Consider the following 17578-nt stretch of genomic DNA (forward strand, 5'->3'; position numbering starts at 1 on the left):
CACCCCGCCGAATTCGTGAATTCCCGCGCTATCCGGTGTTTTTCGCGCGAATGGCATCGGCCAGCGGCGCGGGCATGGATTCGTGGCGACTGTAGGCGCGCGTGAACGTCGCCGCGCCGTGGGCCAGCGAACGCAGGTCCACGGCGTAGCGGCGCAATTCCAGCTCCGGCACCTCGCCCCGGATGGCGGTGCGCCCCGATCCCACCGGCTCGGTCCCCAGCACCCGCCCGCGCCGGCTCGACAGATCGCCCAGCACCTGCCCGACGTAGTCGTCCGAAACCACCACGCGCACTTCGGCTACCGGTTCGAGCAGATTGATCCGCGCCGCGGCCGCCGCCTCGCGCAACGCCAATCCACCGGCCAGCTGGAAAGCGGCATCGGAGGAATCCACCGAATGCGCTTTCCCCTCGAACAGCGTCACCCGCACATCGACCAGCGGATACCCGGCGCTGATTCCGCGCGCGGCCTGCGCACGCACACCCTTCTCCACCGACGGAATGAATTGCCGCGGAACGACTCCGCCCACCACCTTGTCCACGAATTCGATTCCGGACCCGTTGGGCAGCGGCTCGACCTCGATCTCGCAGATCGCGTACTGCCCGTGCCCGCCGGACTGTTTCACGTGCCGCCCGCGCCCCACGGCGGTGGTGGCGAACGTCTCGCGCAACGCCACCTGATGATCGGTGACATCGACCTGCACCCCGAACCGCGCGCGCAGCCGCTCCAGCGCCACATCCCGATGCGCCTCGCCCAGACACCACAGCACGAGCTGACGCGTGTCGGGGTTCTGCTCCAGCCGCACGGTCGGATCCTCGGCGACGAGCCGCGCCAGCCCGAGTGACAGCTTGTCCTCGTCGGCCTTGCTGTGCGCGCGGATGGCGATCGGCAGCAGCGGATCCGGCATCGACCACGGCTCGATGAGCAGCGGAGAATCCTTGGCGGACAGCGTATCCCCGGTCTCGGCCCGGGAGAGCTTGGTGACGCACACGATGTCGCCCGCGATCGCGTGCCCGAGCGGTCGCTGCTGTTTCCCGAACGGCGCCGACACCGCCCCGATCCGTTCGTCCGAATCGTGGTCGAGGGTCCCCGTCCCGCCCCCGCGATGCCCGCACACGTGCACGGTGTCGTCGGCCCGCAGCGTCCCGGAGAACACCCGAACCACCGACATGCGCCCCACATACGGGTCCGAGGCCGTGCGGATGATCTCCGCGGCCAGCGGCGCGCCGGGATCGCACACCAGCGGCGCGGACCGTCCGTTCACCCCGATCGCCGACACCGGATGCTCTGCGGGCGTGGGGAATCCCCGCGTGACCAGGTCGAGGATCTCGACCGTTCCCAGCCCCTGCCGGGCGCCCTCGGGCGGCGGCGCGGCGATCAGCACCGGATGAAAACTGCCCCGCGCGACCGCCCGCTCCAGATCGGTCTCCAGCGTCTCGAGGTCGATCTCCTCGCCGCCGATGTACCGGTCCATGAGGGTCTCGTCCTCGCTCCCGGCGATGATCCCCTCGATGAGCCTGTCCCGCGCCTGCGCCATGAGCGCCAGCTGCTCCCGCGAAGCCGGTGTCTCGGTGTGCGATCCGGCCGAGTAGTCGTACACGTGCTGGGTGAGCAGATCGATCAGGCCGATCACCGGCCGGTGCCCGTCCGCGCCCTTGTCGCCGTACACGGGAAGATGCAGCGGCAGTATGCTTTCCGACTGTCCGCCGCCGAGAATGTCGCGGCAGGTCTCGGTCATCTCCTCGAAATCGGCTCGCGCGGTGTCCAAGTGGGTGAGCACGATGGCGCGCGGCATGCCCACGCTCGCGCATTCCTCCCACAGCGCCAGTGTCGGCCCGCTCACGCCCTCCACCCCGGCGGCGGCCGAGAGCACGAAAAGGGCCGCGTCCGCTCCGCGCAGACCGGCCCTGAGTTCGCCCACGAAATCCGCGTAGCCGGGGGTGTCCAGGAGATTGATCTTTCTCCCGTCCCACGCCATGGGGACCACCGACAATTGGACGGAGCGATGTTGTCGCTGCTCGATGTCGTCGTAGTCCGAGACCGACGTGCCGTCTTCGACCCGCCCGGCCCGCACCACCGCCCCCGTGGCCACCGCCAGGGCTTCGACCAGCGTGGTCTTACCCGAGCCGCTGTGCCCGACGAGTGCGACATTGCGTATCTCGTCCGGTCGTTGCGCCGTCACCGTTTTTCCATTGGCGCCTGCCGACGCCGTTGTTCGCTCGACCATATGGCTCGCTCCGGGGTCGAAGTGCGGTACTTCGAGCTTCCCACCGCCGGCGCGGTCCCGTCCACGAATCGGACGATTCCCCCAGACGCCGCCACACGGCAGGCATGTCGGACCACCATGAAGGCTGTCCGACAAGGAGCCGTCGTTGCCTGCTCGACAACAGATCTCGTGCCGGTCGGGGTAACTCATGAGGGATGGGCGAACTGCCCGATCAACTCACCGCCGCTCGCACAGGGAACGGCGGTGCGCCCGAGTCCGGCCCGGATTCGCGCGGAGGCGGCTATGAGCCGTAGCGCGCGAGCACGCTGGTGGCCTCCTGCGAAGCGGTCCCTTCCTCGGCGAGATGCGCCATCTCCGGCGCGATCTCGCGCCCGTGATGGCGCATGGCCTGCGCGTACAGTCGCCCGGCGCGGTACGAGGAGCGCACCAGCGGCCCGGCCATCACGCCGGCGAATCCCATCGCGTTGGCCGCGTCGGAGTGCTCGACGAACTCCTCCGGCTTGACCCACCGGTCCACCGGATGATGCCGCGGCGAGGGCCGCAGGTACTGGGTGATGGTCAGGATGTCGCAGCCGGCCTCGTGCAGATCGCGCATGGCCTGGGTGACCTCTTCGGGCGTCTCGCCCATGCCGAGAATCAGATTCGACTTGGTGACCAGTCCGGCCTCGCGCGCCGCGGTCAGCACCGCGAGCGAGCGCTCGTACCGGAAGGCCGGGCGGATGCGCTTGAAGATGCGCGGCACCGTCTCGAGGTTGTGCGCGAGCACCTCGGGCCGGGTGGCGAACACCTCGGCGAGCTGGTCCGGATCGGCGTTGAAGTCGGGAATGAGCAGTTCGACGCCGGTGCTCGGGTTGAGCTGCTTGATCGCGCGCACGGTTTCCGCGTACAGCCACGCCCCGCCGTCGTCGAGATCGTCGCGCGCGACGCCGGTGATGGTGGAGTAGCGCAGTCCCATGGCCTGCACGCTCTCGGCCACCCGGCGCGGTTCGTCGCGGTCCAGGGCGGCGGGCTTACCGGTGTCGATCTGGCAGAAGTCGCAGCGCCGCGTGCACTGCTCGCCGCCGATCAGGAAGGTGGCCTCGCGGTCCTCCCAGCATTCGAAGATGTTGGGACAGCCCGCTTCCTCGCAGACCGTGTGCAGCCCTTCGCGTTTGACCAGACCCTTGAGCTCGGTGTACTCCGGGCCCATGGTGGCCTTGGTGCGAATCCACTTCGGTTTGCGCTCGATCGGGGTCTCGGCGTTGCGCGCTTCGATGCGGAGCAGCTTGCGCCCGCCCGCGGTGGGGGAGGTCGCGGCGGCGGATCCCGGACGCGGCGCAGACGGTTCCGGCGCGGACGGGGTGTTCGATGTCGGGGTGTCGACGGAGGTCACCCCTGTCACCCTACGCTCGCGATCATTTCGCTTCGGCAGCCCCCGGGGCGGCCGGGCGGTCCACGGTGTGCTCGGTAACGGGCAAATCGCCGTCCAGCGCCCGGGCGATGGCGTCGGCGACCAGCGGTCGCACCTCGGCCACGGTGACCTCGCGGCCCAGTTCCCGGCTCAGGGTGGTGACCCCGGCGTCGCGAATCCCGCACGGCACGATGGCCTGGAATCCGTCCAGCGACGAATTGCAGTTCAGCGAGATCCCGTGCAGGGTGACCCCGCGCTGCACCCGCACGCCGATGGCGGCGACCTTGCGTTCGGGCAGGAAGTCCGAGGCGGGCAGCCAGACGCCCGAACGTCCTTCCACCCGACCGGTTTTCAGCCCGAGTCCCGCGCACACGGTGATCAACGCCTCTTCGAGCCTGCGGACGTACTTGACCACGTCCACCGGTTCGGCGAGCCGAATGATGGGGTAGCCCACCAATTGCCCGGGCCCGTGCCAGGTGATCTTCCCGCCGCGATCCACCTCGATGACCGGGCTGCCGTCCACGGGCAGGTCGGCGGCCTCGGTGCGCCGCCCGGCGGTGAAGACGAAGGGATGCTCGAGCAGTAGCAGCCGATCCTGACCGCGGCCCTCGGCGCGCTCGCCGGCGATGGCGCGCTGTATGTCCCAGGCTCGCGTGTACTCGATCAGGCCCAGATCCTCGACCAGCAGGGGTGTGCTGTCGAAGCGGGCCGAGGCGCCGCGTACGGGCGCGGTGGCCGTCGTGCTGTCGCTCACGAGAGCGACGTTACGCCATCGTCGAGCAGCAATTGCATCAGCGTCAGGTCCATCCACCGGCCGAACTTGTGGCCCACCTCGGGCAGTCGGCCGACGATCTCGAACCCGAACTTCTCGTGCAGCGCGACCGAGGTCAGGTTGGAGGCTTCGATGACCGCGATCATCGCGTGCACCCCGCCCTGCTCGGCGCGGACCAGCAGTTCGGTCATCAGCGCCTTGGCGACGCCGCGCCGGTGGAATCGATCGGCCACGTAGACCGAGTTCTCCACCGAGTACCGGTATCCCGATTTCGGCCGGAACTGGCCGTAGCTGGCGTATCCGGCGATCGAGCCGTCGATCTCGGCGACCAGAATCGGGCATCGGGCCGCCGTGCGGGCCGCGAACCAGGCTTCCCGTTCCGCCAGATCGGCGAGTTCGGTGTCCCAGATGGCGGTGGTCTCGGCGATCGCGGTGTTGTGGATGGCCAGGATCTGCGGCAGATCGCTCACGCGGGCGTCGCGCACCAGGAGTTCGGCGGGCGCGAGCACGTTCGGTTCGGGGCTCACCGTGCCAACGGTAGCGACGCGTCCGCTGTGAGCTGCGCCTCGGTGCCGGTCATTTGTCCATGCACGCCATGAGACCGCCCGGATCGATGACGTGCAGGGTGCAGCGAACGGGATCTTCGACCTGGTCCACCATGTTTCCGGCGACCACGAGTCCCAGTGCGACGATGAATTCGGCAATGATTGTCTTGATCATGGTGTGACCCCAGCGTTCCTTCGCTGGCCCGCATCCGGTACGAGCCAGACAGGGGGTTAATCGGCAATCGGGATTGCCGATTTGCTCTGCTGCCCCACCGTTGTCAGTGGTCAGGGCCGATCACTACAAGATCAAGCATGACATATCGGGGCCCTGCCGGACACCCTTTCAGGAATTGCGTTCGCGCGATGATTTATTCAGTCCCGATCGCCGACGGCCGCCTGCAATGCGGCGCCGATGGTCGGATGCCGGAACTGATAACCCGCGGCTTCGAGCACGGTGGGAATTGCCCTGGGACCATGCAGGATTCCCTCGTCGGCGAATTCGCCGACGGCCAGGCGCAACGCGAACGCGGGCACCGGCAGGGGAGTGGGACGATGCAGCGCGCGCCCCACCGCCCGGGTGAATTCGGCATTGGTGACCGGGGCGGGACCCACCATATTCACCGGGCCGGATACCGATTCATCGCCGAGTGCGAAAACGATCGCGCCGATTTCGTCGTCGAGCGAAATCCACGGAATGTATTGCCGCCCATTGCCGAGACGGCCGCCGAGCCCCAAAAAGTAGAGCGGATAGAGCATTCCGAGCATGCCGCCGTGCCGGGCCAGGACCACCGCGCTGCGCAGCAGCACCACCCGGGTTCCGGCATTCGCGGCCGGTGCGGTGGCGGCTTCCCAGTCGCGGCACAGGCCCGCCAGGAATCCGGTTCCCGCGGGCGAGGTCTCGGTCATCACCCGGTCGCCCGAACCGCCGCCGTAGTAGTGCACGCCACTGGCGTTGATCAGCGTGGGCACCCCCGCGGCGGCGACCGCGGCCGAGAGTACGTCGGTGGGCACGACGCGGCTGTCGCGCAGCTCCTGTTTGTAGCCGCCGTTCCAGCGTCGTGCCCCGATGCCGGCGCCGCAGAGGTTCACCGCGGCGTCGGCCCCGCGTAGCGCCTTGATATCGAGCTCGCCGCGGGCCGGGTCCCAGCGAAATTCATCGCGGGCATCGGCGGGACGGCGCACGAGGCGAACCACCTCGTGCCCGTCGCGGCGCAGTGCCGCGACGAGCGCCGTCCCGATCAATCCGGAGGACCCGGCGACCACGACCTTCATGCCGATAGCGCCTTACAGTCCGAGGTCGCCCTCGAAGGCCGCCTCTTCCAGCCGGTGCCGGATGGTGGTGAGGAAGCGGCCCGCGTCGGCGCCGTCGATCAGCCGGTGATCGTAGGTCAGGGGCAGGTAGGCCATCGAGCGGATGCCGATGAACTCGCTGCCGCTGTCGGTGATCACCATGGGGCGCTTGACGATTGCGCCCGTGCCGAGCATGGCCGCCTGCTGCGGCATCAGGATCGGCGTGTCGAACAGCGCGCCCTGGGACCCGATGTTCGTGATGGTGAAGGTGCCGCCGGACAGCTCGTCGGGCTTGAGCCCGCCGTTGCGCGCACGGTTGGCGATATCCGCGATCGCCCGCGCCAGCCCCGCGAGGGACAGGTCGTTGGCGTTGTGGATGACCGGGGAGAGCAGACCCTGCTCGGTGTCGACCGCGATGCCGAGGTTGACCTTCGAGTGGTAGGTGATCTCTTTGGTCTCGTCGTTGTAGGACGCGTTGACGTTCGGGTGCACCCCGAGCGCCTCGATCGCCGCCTTGGCGAAGAACGGCAGGAAGGTGATGTTCACGCCTTCGCGCGCCTTGAACGCGTCCTTCGCCTTGGCCCGGAGTGCGGCGACCTTCGTGAGGTCGGCCTCGTGCACCTGGGTGAGCTGCGCCGTGGTCCGCAGGGATTCGAGCGTCTTGGTCGCGGTGATCTGCCGGATGCGGTTGGCCTTCTGCACGGTGCCCGGCAGGTGGGCCAGGTTCCGATCGGCGGACGCGGCGGCGGGTGCTGCTGCGGCCGGGGCCGGGGCGGCCGGTGCGGCGGCAGCCGGGGCCGGGGCCTTCTTGGCTTCCGCGGCCGCGAGCACATCCTGCTTGCGGATGCGGCCGCCGACGCCGGAGCCCTTGAGGGTGGCCAGGTCGACGCCGTTCTCGGTGGCGAGCTTGCGCACCAGCGGGGTCACGTACGGACCGCCGTTGGAGGAGGGCTCGTCGGCCGGGGTGGCGGCGGCGGGGACCGGTGCGGGCTTGGCGGCCGGTGCGGGCGCGGGAGCCGGGGCGGGCGCGGGAGCCGGTGCGGCGGCTGCGGGAGCAGGCGCGGGCTTGGGCTCCGGGGCGGGCTCGGGCTTGGGTTCCGGCTTCGGCGCGGGAGCCGGGGCCGACGCGGGAGCCGGTGCGCCGCTTCCGATTACGCCGAGCTGACCGCCGACGGCGATGACATCGTCCTCCTGCGCCGAGATCTCGAGCAGCGTGCCCGCGACCGGCGAGGGAATCTCGGTGTCGACCTTGTCGGTGGAGACCTCGAGCAGCGGCTCGTCGATCGCCACGGTGTCGCCGACCTGCTTGAGCCAGCGGGTGACGGTGCCCTCGGTGACCGATTCGCCGAGTTCCGGCATCTTCACGGGGGTGCCGGATCCGGCGTCGGCGGCGGCCGGGGCGGGCTCGGCGGCGGGCTCCGGTGCGGCGGCCTCGGGCTGCGGGGCGGGTGCGGGGGCTTCCGGCTCGGGGGCCGGTGCAGGAGCCTGCGCCGGGGCAGCGGCCGGAGCCGGAGCCTCTCCGGCTTCACCGATCAGGCCGAGTTCGCCGCCGACCTCGACCACGTCGTCTTCCTGGGCGGAGATCTTGACCAGCACGCCCGCGGTGGGAGACGGGATTTCGGTGTCGACCTTGTCGGTGGAGACTTCGAGCAACGGCTCGTCGACCTCGACCGTGTCCCCTTCCTGCTTCAGCCACCTGGTCACAGTGCCCTCGGTGACGCTCTCACCAAGAGCTGGCATCTGGACGGAGAAGGCCATGTCCGTTGACTCCTCTGACTGCTCGTCGGGTTAAACAGTTATCGCCGGCGGGCCGTCCGGACGCGGGTCGCGGCGGAAGCCCGTACGGCAGCCGACCATTCGGCTGCCCCGGAGATCATTAGGTTGTTGTTCCGGTTCCCCATCCTTGCACTCGTTCGGGTGCGGCGTGTCACAGGGCGGCCGTTCAGCGGACCTGTCAGTGTCCGAAAACCGGCTGTGAGCACCGATGGGGTGGGTTGATCGAAGGGGTCACACCCCGCGCCCGAACCGTGTTTCGGTTCGCTCGGGGTTTGCCCTGGGGGTGCACCCGGCGGCCGGGAAATTCGCGTGCCGAGTCCTCGAATTGAGGTCCCACATGGGGTAAATGTCCGAATCATCGGGGCCGCGTGCGGCGGCCCCGATGATCGTCAGCTACTCCGCGGCGATGCTTTCCAGGGTTGCGATGAGGGTGCGAACCGGTACGCCCGTACCACCCTTTCCGATGTACCCGAACGGCCCGCCGGTGTTGTACGCCGGACCCGCGACATCGAGATGCGCCCACTGCACGCCCTCGGGCACGAACTCCTTGAGGAACAGCGCGGCCGAGAGCATGCCGCCCCAGCGATGCGGCGCCACATTGGCGAGATCGGCCACCCGGGAGTTGAGGTCGCCGCGCAGCTCGGCGGGAAGAGGCATGGCCCAGCCATTTTCGCCGACGCTCCGGGAGATCTCGGCGACCCGGTCGCGGAAGTCGTCGGTGCCCATGACGCCCGGGGTGCGGGTGCCCAGGGCCACCATCTGCGCGCCGGTCAGCGTCGCGACGTCGATGATGTAGTCCGGCTCGTCCTCGCTCGCGCGCACGATGGCGTCGGCCAGGATCAAGCGGCCCTCGGCGTCGGTGTTGATGACCTCGACGGTGGTGCCGCCGTACTGCACCAGCACGTCACCCGGTCGCTGCGCGGTAGCCGAGGGCATGTTCTCGGCCATCGGCACGGTCGCGGTGACGGTCAGCGGCAGGCTCAGGCGCGCCGCGAGCAGCACGGTCGCGATGACCGCCGCCGCGCCGCCCATGTCGGAGGTCATGTTCTCCATGCCCTGGGCGGGCTTGATGGAGATGCCGCCGGTGTCGAAGGTGATGCCCTTGCCGATCAGCGCGACCTTCGGGTCACCGCCGGCGTAGGTGATGCGCACCAGGCGCGGCGGGCGCGAGGAGCCCTTGCCGACGCCGATGATGCCGCCGTAGCCCTTGTCCGCGAGTTCCTTCTCGTCCAGGACCTCGACCTGCAGTCCGGCGGCCTTGGCCAATTCGGCTGCGCGGTTGGCGAATTCGGCGGGGAACAGATCACTCGGCGGGGTGTTCACGAAATCGCGCGCGGTGGCCACGGCTTCGGCCACCGACCGGGCGCGGAACAGCGCCTCCTCGCCGAAACCGGCGTCCGGGACCAGGAATTCGACGCGCTGGACCGGCTGGTCGCCGGCCTTGGGCGCGGACTTGCCGGATTTGAAGGCCGAGAACTGGTAGGCGCCCAGGTAGATGCCCTCGGCCGCGGCGCCGATGTCGATCCCGGACAGCGTGGTGATGGCGGTGCCGACGCCGGTCAGCGCCCGCCCGGCCGCACCCGCGGACTTGCGGATCTGTTCGGCGTCGACCTTGTCGGCCGCGCCGAGCCCGACCGCGAGCACACTGTCCACCGTGAGCCCGGCGGGGGCCGGAACGCGGGTGAGCTCCTCCGCCTTGCCCTTCGCGCCGACCGCCCGCAGCGCGGTCAGCAGCGCCGCCCGCGTGTCCGCATCCAGCACGTCACCGAACGCGTCCGCCGGGGCGATCGCGGGTCCGTCATCGGAGGAGGTGAGTCCGATGACGAGCACATCGGCTTGGCCGATGCTCTCGGTACGTGCCAGTTCCGGTCCGAGCGAACGATCTGCAACAGCTGTCATGGGAGCCAGGCTAGCGCGCGGGCCCGGCGCCCACCTGTCCGGCGCGCCTCGCTCCCGCGCCGGTAAACCGCTTGCGCGTCGCGCGCGCGTACGTCACGGTTGGCTCGAATGAACGAGAAAGAGATAACGCGACTGTCCAAGCGGATGTCGAACTGGCTGCGCCACAATCCCGAGGCCATCGGCCTGACACCGGATTCGGCGGGCTGGGTGCCGGTGGCGGCGCTGCTGAAACAGGCCGCCGCGCACGGTAAAGGGTTCTCCCGCGACCAACTCGGCGCGGTGGTGGAACAGAACAACAAGAAGCGCTTCGAGTTCGACGAATCCGGTCTGAGAATTCGTGCCCGGCAGGGACATTCGATACCGGTCGAGTTGGGGTACGAGCCCGCCGAGCCGCCCCCGGTGCTCTATCACGGCACCGGTGAGCGCAGTGTCGGGCTGATCCTGGCGCAGGGCCTGCGGCCGATGAACCGGCACGATGTGCATCTGTCCCTGGATCTGGACACCGCGCGCCAGGTCGGCGGCAGGCACGGCAAACCCGCGATCCTGTGCGTGGACACCGTGGCCATGCGGCGCGACGGCCACGAATTCTTCGTGACCGGAAACGGTGTCTGGCTGGTGGACTCGGTGCCGCCGCACTATCTCACGCTCCGGTGAGGGCCGGCGCCCCGCCGCCCGTGGGCAGACGGAGGGCGGAGCGCCGGCCGGAATCCCGGGGCTTCGGCAGGTTTCGGCCCCGAGGTCAGGTATCAACGGTTGTGCGTGGCGATGATTCCCGCTACCAGAACACCCCCTCGCACCAATGACCCGCTAACCGGATTCCAATGACGGCCCGGCCGGGTGCCCGCGTGGTCGGGAAACACCACGTCAACAGGGATCGACACCCGATTGACGGTGTTCCCGGTTCCCGTGCGGGTTCGGGCAAATACCCTGGAAAAGACACCGCCGTCGGGCATTCCACGCGGTCTCCGCCGCCACGCCCGCCCCGGATCGCACAGGAGGACTCCAGTGGCGAAGGCGAAATTCCAGCGCACCAAGCCCCATGTCAACGTCGGGACCATCGGCCATATCGATCATGGCAAGACCACCCTGACCGCCGCCATCACCCAGGTCCTCCACCATCAGAATCCGGCGCTGAATCCCTTCACACCCTTCGACGCCATCGACAAGGCCCCGGAGGAACGCCAGCGCGGCATCACCATTTCCATCGCGCACGTCGAATATCAGACCGACGCACGGCATTACGCGCACGTCGACTGTCCGGGCCACGCGGACTACGTGAAGAACATGATCACCGGCGCGGCCCAGATGGACGGCGCGATCCTGGTGGTCGCTGCCACCGACGGCCCGATGCCCCAGACCAAGGAGCACGTCATTCTGGCCCGCCAGGTCGGCGTTCCGAAAATGGTTGTGGCGCTGAACAAGTGCGACATGGTCGAAGACGACGAGATCCTGGAGCTGGTCGAGCTGGAGGTCGCGGAGCTGCTGAGCGAGTACAACTTCGACGGCGACAACACCCCGGTCGTGCGTGTCTCGGCCTACCAGGCGCTGATGGAGCCCTCCGGCCCCTGGGGCGCGGCCATCGTGAATCTGCTCGAAGCCGTGGACGACTGGATCGAAACGCCCGAGCGCGAAGTGGACAAGTCCTTCCTCATGCCCATCGAGGACGTCTTCACCATCACCGGCCGCGGCACCGTGGTCACCGGTCGCATCGAACGCGGCATTCTCAAGGTCAACGCCGAGGTGGAGATCGTCGGAATCCGGGCCAAGACAACGCGAACCACGGTCACCGGCATCGAGATGTTCCGCAAACTCCTGGACGAGGGGCAGGCGGGGGAGAACGTGGGCCTGCTGCTGCGCGGCATCCGCCGCGAGGACGTCGAGCGCGGCCAATGTGTCATCAAGCCCGGTTCGGTCACCCCGCACACCGAATTCGAGGGCTCGGCCTACATCCTGTCCAAGGAGGAGGGCGGGCGGCACACCCCGTTCTTCGACAACTACCGCCCGCAATTCTATTTCCGCACAACCGATGTCACGGGCGTGGTGACCCTGCCCACGGACGTGGAGATGGTACTGCCCGGCGACAACGTCACCATGTCGGTGGTGCTGATCCAGCCGATCGCCATGGAGGTCGGGCTCAAGTTCGCCATCCGTGAGGGCGGGCGCACCGTGGGCGCGGGGCAGATCACCAAGATCCTCAAGTAGCGGACTCGCCGACGACCGCACCCGAAACGCGCGGGGTGTGCGGAGCCACCCGCATCGAATCCGTGTCGTACGCCCCCGGAGACGGCTCGGCTGTCTAGGCTGAGCCGACCGTCGCGACGGTCGCGGGTGATGAAGGGTGTCGAGTTGGTGGAGTTGCGTGGCGATGTGGTGCCCGGTGACCGGGCGCAACCTGCGGCGATCGCCGCGAGCCGCGAGCCGGCCGCCTGGGACTGGCAGGGCAAATCCACCCGCGCGCTGCGCTTCGACCGGACCCAGCGCGTGTGGGAGACCAGCGTGGTCCCGGGCCGTGTCCGCCCCTACGTGGTCGCCATGTTCAATCTCAAGGGCGGGGTGGGCAAGACCACCACGACCGCGGCCCTGGCCGAGATCCTGTCCGCCGAGTTCGGCAAGCGCGTCCTGCTGATCGATCTGGACCCGCAGCGCAATCTGACCACGATGATGATGGGCGAAGCGGCGGCGGCGGAACTGGATTCGAGCGACCGCACGCTGGCCGCGATCTTCACCGACGCCTGTAACCGGGCGCGCCCGCGCGGCGCCGCCGCGCTCATTCAGCGCGGCGTCTCACCGCTGGAGGTGGTCGCCTCGGTGGACCTGCTGGCCTCGTCGCCGAAGCTGATCGGGTTGCAGGGGTACATGGCCCGGCTCGCGGGCATGGATCCGACCCGGGTGCTGGCCGAATCACTGCGCGGGGTGCTGACCGACTACGACTTCGTACTCGTGGACTGCCCGCCGAATCTCGGCGTCATCACCCAGAACGGCCTGCGCATCGCCGACGGCTACGTGATCCCCACGATCCCGGATTTCATGTCCACGTACGGCATTCCGCCGGTGCAGGCCCATATCCGGCAGCTTGCCGGGCAGTGGTCGGCGCCCATCGAGGAATTGGGCGTGGTGATCACCAAGTACCGCGCGTCCTCCGCGGTGCACCGCCGGGTGCTCGATCAGCTGCGCGAGAACCGCACGCTGCCACGGCTGTTCCCGACCCGCATTCCCGAATCGAATCAGATCGCGGCGGCCGCGGAGTTCGCCGATTTCGGGAGTCTGCGCCAGAAGTACGGCGCGGGCGGGCAATTCTTGGCATTGCGCGAATTGACCGCGGACTTTCAGGCCACCACGCGAATCAAACTCGCGTGGGGTAGATAGCAGGATGCGTTGCGGCTCAGCGCCGGAACGCCGCCCGCAGCTTGTAGAAAGCCGTGGTCAGGTCCGAACGGACCTGACCACGGCGTCCCCGGGCCTCCAGTCTGCGATCACCGGAGACCCGGCCCTGATACTTCTGCAGCGCACCGCGCACGCCGCGCATCCGGCGTGCGATGTTGTTCTCGAAAGTCATACCCCGGGCATTCCCGCGGTGCGGGCGGGCAAACGACTCTCGTGCGGATTCGCCGCCCGGGGAACGATGTTCGCGACGATTACGCCGTCGGCACGGCGATGAGCGGGTACACCCCGTTCTCGTCGTGCACTTCCTTGCCGGTGACCGGCGGATTGAACACGCACATCATGCGCATCCGGGTGCGGGTGCGCAGCCGGTGCGGTTCGTGGCCGTCGAGCAGGTACATCGAACCGGGCCCGAGTTCGTAGTCGATCCCGGTCGCCAGATCGGTGAGCGTGCCCTCGCCCTCGACGAGCCACACCGCCTCGACGTGATTGGCGTAGTGGAACTCGTGCACTGTCTCCGCCTCGATGGTGGTCTCGTGGAAGGAGAACCCCACCCCGTCCCCGCCGAGCACGATGCGCTTGCTGCGCCAGCCCGCGTCCGCGACATCGCGGTCGGTGCCGGTGATTTCGGCTGTACTGCGCACGATCATGTCAGTTCACCCGCTCGGTGCAGATCACATCCACGGCGGCGGCCAGGATGTCGAGCCCGTGATCGAGCTCGGCGCCGGTGATGGTCAGCGCCGGAAGCAGTTTGACCACTTCGTCCTCCGCGCCCGAGGTCTCCACCAGCAGCCCGCGATCGAAGGCCAGCTGGGTCACCTTGCCCGCCTGCGACGCGTCGTCGAAGACCAGGCCCTGCACCAAACCCTTACCGCGCGTGGACAAGCCCTGGTAGCCCAGCGTCAGCTCGCTCAGGCGGCGGTGCGTGTGCTCGCCCTTGATCAGCGTCGACTTCTGCAGCGCGTCGTCGGCCCAGTACTTCTCGAGCGCGGCGGCCGCGGTGATGAAGGCCGGGTTGTTGCCGCGGAAGGTGCCGTTGTGCTCACCCGGCGACCACTGATCGTGCTCGCGCTTCATGAGCACCAGCGCCATCGGCAGGCCGTAACCGCTGATCGACTTCGAGAGCGTGACGATGTCCGGGGTGATGCCGGCGGCCTCGAAGGAGAAGAACGGCCCGGTGCGCCCGCAGCCCATCTGCACGTCGTCGACGATGAGCAGAATGCCGCGCTTGGCGCACAAGTCGGCCAGCCGGCGCAGCCAGTGCATGCGGGCCACGTTCACCCCGCCCTCGCCCTGCACCGTCTCCACGATGACCGCGGCCGGGGTGTCCTGGCCCGAGGAGGAGTCGTCCAGGACCCGTTCCATCCACTCGATGCCGTCGGTGTCGCTGAGGTAGCCGTCGTAGGGCATGGCGGTGGTGTGCACCAGCGGGACGCCGGCGCCCGCGCGCTTGCCGGCGTTGCCGGTCACCGAGAGCGCGCCCAGGGTCATGCCGTGGAAGGCGTTGGTGAAGTTGATGATCTCGGTGCGCCCGGTCACCTTGCGGGCCAGCTTGAGCGCGGCCTCGACCGCGTTGGCGCCGGTCGGCCCGGGGAACTGCACCTTGTAGTCGAGTCCGCGCGGCTCGAGGATCACCCGCTGGAAGGTCTCGAGCAGGTTCCGCTTGGCGATGGTCGACATGTCGAGCCCGTGCGTGATGCCGTCGCGGGCGATGTAGTCGATCAGCGCCGCCTTGAGCTCGGGGTTGTTGTGCCCGTAGTTCAGCGAGCCCGCGCCGGCGAAGAAGTCCAGGTAGTCCCGGCCGCCCTCGTCGTGCAGCCAGGAGCCGCTCGCGGTGTCGAACACGGTGGGCCAGGACCGGCAGTAGCCGCGCACATTCGACTCGAGATCGTCGAAGATCGTCATCTCGGTGGTGGTCATCGGATTTCCTCCAGGGTCCTGGGCTGAGTGATGCGGTACAAGCGCTCGGCCTCGTGTTGGTCGGGAAAGTCGTTGCTGTCGAACAGCGGCTGGTGCACCAGTACGGAGTCGCGTCGCTTGGCGAGCGAGCCGAACATGGCGATGGAAGCCGGGTTGTCGTGGGAGATCGTGGTCTCCAGGGTGGACATGTTGTCCGCGGCGCAGATGTTCAGCAGCCGGTCGAGCATGGCTACGCCCAGCCCGCGACCGCGGTGTGCGGGATCGACGGCGACCTGCCAGACGAACAGCACATCGGGGTCGTGCGGGCGCCGGTAGCCGATCACGAATCCGGCTATTTCACCGTCGATTTCGGCCACGATCGATGTGGCGGCGAAGTCCCGGCACCACATCAGATAGGCGTAGCTCGAATTCGCGTCCAGCACCTGGGAATCAACGGCGATTTTCCAGATACTGCCCCCGTCGTCCACATGTGGGTTTCGAAGAACGTAGTGCGAACCACCTTCTGGTTCATCGAATAGAGCAGTGGTCTTTGGGTTTACTGGGAATTGACTGAATCGGGTCTGCATGACCGTTTCAGCTTTACGGACCAATTTGAAGATAGACCGGTCGGAATCATTACCGTCATGTTACGACCGCCTTACCGCTCGGAGTCTTTGCAGATGGGCAGCCGAATCGCGAATCGCGCACCGCCGCCGGGACGTTCGCCACACTCGACCTTGCCGCCGTGTGCGGCCAGGGTCTCGCTGACCAGCGCCAGGCCGATCCCGGTGCCGGTCGCGGTGCGCCGGCTCGCGCGCGCGGTGGCGAACCGCTCGAAGATGCGTTCGCGATCGCCGACGGGCACGCCCGGACCTGCGTCGTCGATCAGAATCACCGCCGTGTCGCCGATGCGCCGCACGGTCACCGCGGTGATGCCGCCACCGTGCCGCACGGCGTTGTCGAGCAGGTTGGCGAAGGCGCGCTCGAGTTCGAGTTTGCGCCCCCGCACGGTCATATCCTGGTGCACGGTAAGCAATTCGGGTGCATGTCTGCGCCCGGCGAGGGTATGGCTGAGGAGTTCACCCACCCGCAGCGTCTCGGCGTCGGCGGCGTGCACCCCGGCCTCCACCCGTGCGAGCGCCAGCATGTCGTCCAGCACCCGGCGCAGGTGCTCGACCTCGTCGCTGATCAGCCCCAGGGCCAGCCGGGAGCGCTCGGGCAGATCCTGCTCGTACCGCTCGAGCACACCGACGCTGGTGACCAATGTCGTGAGAGGAGTGCGCAATTCATGCGCGACATCGCCGACGAGCCGCCGTTCGCGCTCGGCGCTGAGCCGCAGCGGCGCGAGCCTGCGCCGGCAGGCCCACACGCCGGCAGCGGCGCCGACGCCCAGCGAAAGGACAATGGCGAGAACGAAACCGACAGCGATCACCGCTGCACGTCGAGTCGGTACCCCAGCCCGCGCACGGTCACGATGAGCTGCGGATCGGACGGATCGAGCTCGACCTTGGTGCGCAGCCGCCGGATGTGGACGTCCACGATGCGCTCGTCGCCGAAGAAGCCGCGATCCCAGACCCGTTCCAGCAGTGTGGATCTGCTCAATACCCGCCCGGGCGTCTCGGCGAGTTCGCACAGCAGCCGGTACTCGGTGAGCGTCAGATGCAACTCTTCCTCGCCGCGGCGCACGATCCCGCTCTCGGTGGCCAGCACCAGGGGCGCACCCGACTCCTCGTCGAGCACAACGGTTCCCAGCCCGGAGTCGGTCTCCTCCTCGGCGGCCGCCTGTTCGGCGAAGCGCGCGCGCCGCGCCACCGCGCGCATACGCGCGGTGATCTCCTTGACCTCGTACGGTTTGGTGACGAAATCATCGGCCCCGGCCTCGAGCGCGGCCACCACATCGTGGGTGTCGTCACGGGCGCTGACCACGATGATCGGCACATCGTGGTCGCGGCGAATTTCCCGGATACAGGTGAATCCGTCCATTCCGCCGAGCATGAGATCGACGATCATGAAATCGGGAGCGCCATTGTCGGCCAAATAGCGCAGCGCGTCCTCGGCGGCGTCGGTGTCGGCGACGTCGTAGCCCTCGTCTTCCATTGCCAACCGCAGCGCGGCCCTAATTCGGTCGTCATCTTCGACGATCATCAAGTTCGCGCTCATAAATCACTCCCCACGGACACGAATAAACGTGCCCTGCCTCACACAGGTACCTATTCGATTTCACACAACAGTCCCGACTACCCCGGCTCGATCTCGGCCAAACGCTCGGCCGCAGCCGCCCGATCACGCTCGGACCGCGTGATCCCGTGGTCACGGCCGCGATTGGCCGAGTGTTCGCCGGCGGCGACAGTGAGGTAGATCTCTCGCGCGGTTCGCGAAACGTCGCGACGCGCCCGTCCGTG

At 68.3% G+C, this 17578-nt stretch carries 17 protein-coding genes; 3 read left to right on the forward strand and 14 right to left on the reverse strand.

All coding sequences use genetic code 11. The features are described from left to right. Positions 1-28: 28 nt before the first annotated feature. From ABZ319_RS05010 to ABZ319_RS05045, 8 genes are all read right to left on the reverse strand, one after another. Positions 29-2224, reverse strand: a complete 2196-nt coding sequence (locus tag ABZ319_RS05010; protein WP_354985005.1) for an elongation factor G-like protein EF-G2 — start codon at positions 2222-2224, stop codon at positions 29-31. Positions 2225-2504: 280 nt separating this feature from the next. Then, the gene (gene lipA, locus ABZ319_RS05015) at positions 2505-3488 is read right to left on the reverse strand and encodes a lipoyl synthase (RefSeq protein WP_354985040.1); all 984 of its coding nucleotides are present in this window, start codon (positions 3486-3488) and stop codon (positions 2505-2507) included. A 130-nt stretch (positions 3489-3618) separates the two neighbouring features. After that, on the reverse strand, positions 3619-4368 hold the full coding sequence (gene lipB, locus ABZ319_RS05020) for a lipoyl(octanoyl) transferase LipB (RefSeq protein ID WP_354985006.1): 750 nt from the start codon (positions 4366-4368) through the stop codon (positions 3619-3621). Continuing rightward, positions 4365-4913 (reverse strand): N-acetyltransferase family protein, encoded by a 549-nt coding sequence (locus ABZ319_RS05025; RefSeq protein ID WP_354985007.1) that lies wholly within the window; start codon positions 4911-4913, stop codon positions 4365-4367. Before ABZ319_RS05025 ends, lipB begins: the two co-directional genes overlap by 4 nt. A gap of 49 nt (positions 4914-4962) precedes the next feature. After that, positions 4963-5106 carry a hypothetical protein gene (locus tag ABZ319_RS05030; RefSeq protein WP_354985008.1) on the reverse strand — a complete coding sequence of 48 codons (144 nt, stop codon included), beginning with the start codon at positions 5104-5106 and terminating at the stop codon, positions 4963-4965. A gap of 197 nt (positions 5107-5303) precedes the next feature. Continuing rightward, entirely contained in the window at positions 5304-6203 is a 900-nt protein-coding gene (locus ABZ319_RS05035) for a TIGR01777 family oxidoreductase (RefSeq protein ID WP_354985009.1), read from the reverse strand. 12 nt (positions 6204-6215) lie between these two features. After that, positions 6216-7979, reverse strand: a complete 1764-nt coding sequence (gene sucB / locus ABZ319_RS05040; protein ID WP_354985010.1) for a 2-oxoglutarate dehydrogenase, E2 component, dihydrolipoamide succinyltransferase — start codon at positions 7977-7979, stop codon at positions 6216-6218. A gap of 411 nt (positions 7980-8390) precedes the next feature. Further along, positions 8391-9896 (reverse strand): leucyl aminopeptidase, encoded by a 1506-nt coding sequence (locus ABZ319_RS05045; protein WP_354985011.1) that lies wholly within the window; start codon positions 9894-9896, stop codon positions 8391-8393. Between the two features lie 108 nt (positions 9897-10004). Between ABZ319_RS05045 and ABZ319_RS05050 the strand changes: the two genes are divergently transcribed. The 3 genes from ABZ319_RS05050 (at position 10005) to ABZ319_RS05060 (ending at position 13262) form a co-directional block, all read left to right on the forward strand. Further along, positions 10005-10550, forward strand: coding sequence for an RNA 2'-phosphotransferase (locus ABZ319_RS05050; protein ID WP_354985012.1), 546 nt, complete (start codon positions 10005-10007; stop codon positions 10548-10550). A 351-nt stretch (positions 10551-10901) separates the two neighbouring features. Further along, positions 10902-12098 (forward strand): elongation factor Tu, encoded by a 1197-nt coding sequence (gene tuf, locus ABZ319_RS05055; RefSeq protein WP_354985013.1) that lies wholly within the window; start codon positions 10902-10904, stop codon positions 12096-12098. A 330-nt stretch (positions 12099-12428) separates the two neighbouring features. Next, positions 12429-13262, forward strand: a complete 834-nt coding sequence (locus tag ABZ319_RS05060) for an AAA family ATPase (protein ID WP_354985041.1) — start codon at positions 12429-12431, stop codon at positions 13260-13262. A 16-nt stretch (positions 13263-13278) separates the two neighbouring features. Here the strand turns inward: ABZ319_RS05060 and ABZ319_RS05065 are convergent, their stop codons facing one another. The 6 genes from ABZ319_RS05065 to ABZ319_RS05090 all read right to left on the reverse strand — a co-directional run bounded on the left by ABZ319_RS05065 (position 13279) and on the right by ABZ319_RS05090 (position 17336). Continuing rightward, positions 13279-13452, reverse strand: a complete 174-nt coding sequence (locus ABZ319_RS05065) for a CsbD family protein (RefSeq protein ID WP_354985014.1) — start codon at positions 13450-13452, stop codon at positions 13279-13281. A gap of 79 nt (positions 13453-13531) precedes the next feature. Next, positions 13532-13927 (reverse strand): ectoine synthase, encoded by a 396-nt coding sequence (locus tag ABZ319_RS05070; RefSeq protein ID WP_354985015.1) that lies wholly within the window; start codon positions 13925-13927, stop codon positions 13532-13534. Position 13928: 1 nt separating this feature from the next. Beyond that, positions 13929-15197 carry a diaminobutyrate--2-oxoglutarate transaminase gene (gene ectB / locus ABZ319_RS05075; RefSeq protein WP_354985016.1) on the reverse strand — a complete coding sequence of 423 codons (1269 nt, stop codon included), beginning with the start codon at positions 15195-15197 and terminating at the stop codon, positions 13929-13931. Further along, positions 15194-15664: a diaminobutyrate acetyltransferase gene (gene ectA / locus ABZ319_RS05080; RefSeq protein WP_354985017.1), complete on the reverse strand. Its 471-nt coding sequence runs from the start codon at positions 15662-15664 to the stop codon at positions 15194-15196. The genes ectB and ectA overlap by 4 nt, the downstream gene beginning before the upstream one ends. 170 nt (positions 15665-15834) lie before the next feature. Then, positions 15835-16608, reverse strand: coding sequence for a HAMP domain-containing sensor histidine kinase (locus tag ABZ319_RS05085; protein ID WP_354985018.1), 774 nt, complete (start codon positions 16606-16608; stop codon positions 15835-15837). Further along, positions 16605-17336, reverse strand: coding sequence for a response regulator transcription factor (locus tag ABZ319_RS05090; protein WP_354985019.1), 732 nt, complete (start codon positions 17334-17336; stop codon positions 16605-16607). Before ABZ319_RS05090 ends, ABZ319_RS05085 begins: the two co-directional genes overlap by 4 nt. Between the last annotated feature and the right edge of the window lie 242 nt (positions 17337-17578).

Origin of the sequence: Nocardia sp. NPDC005978, from assembly GCF_040614455.1 — a bacterium.
Lineage (GTDB): Bacteria > Actinomycetota > Actinomycetes > Mycobacteriales > Mycobacteriaceae > Nocardia.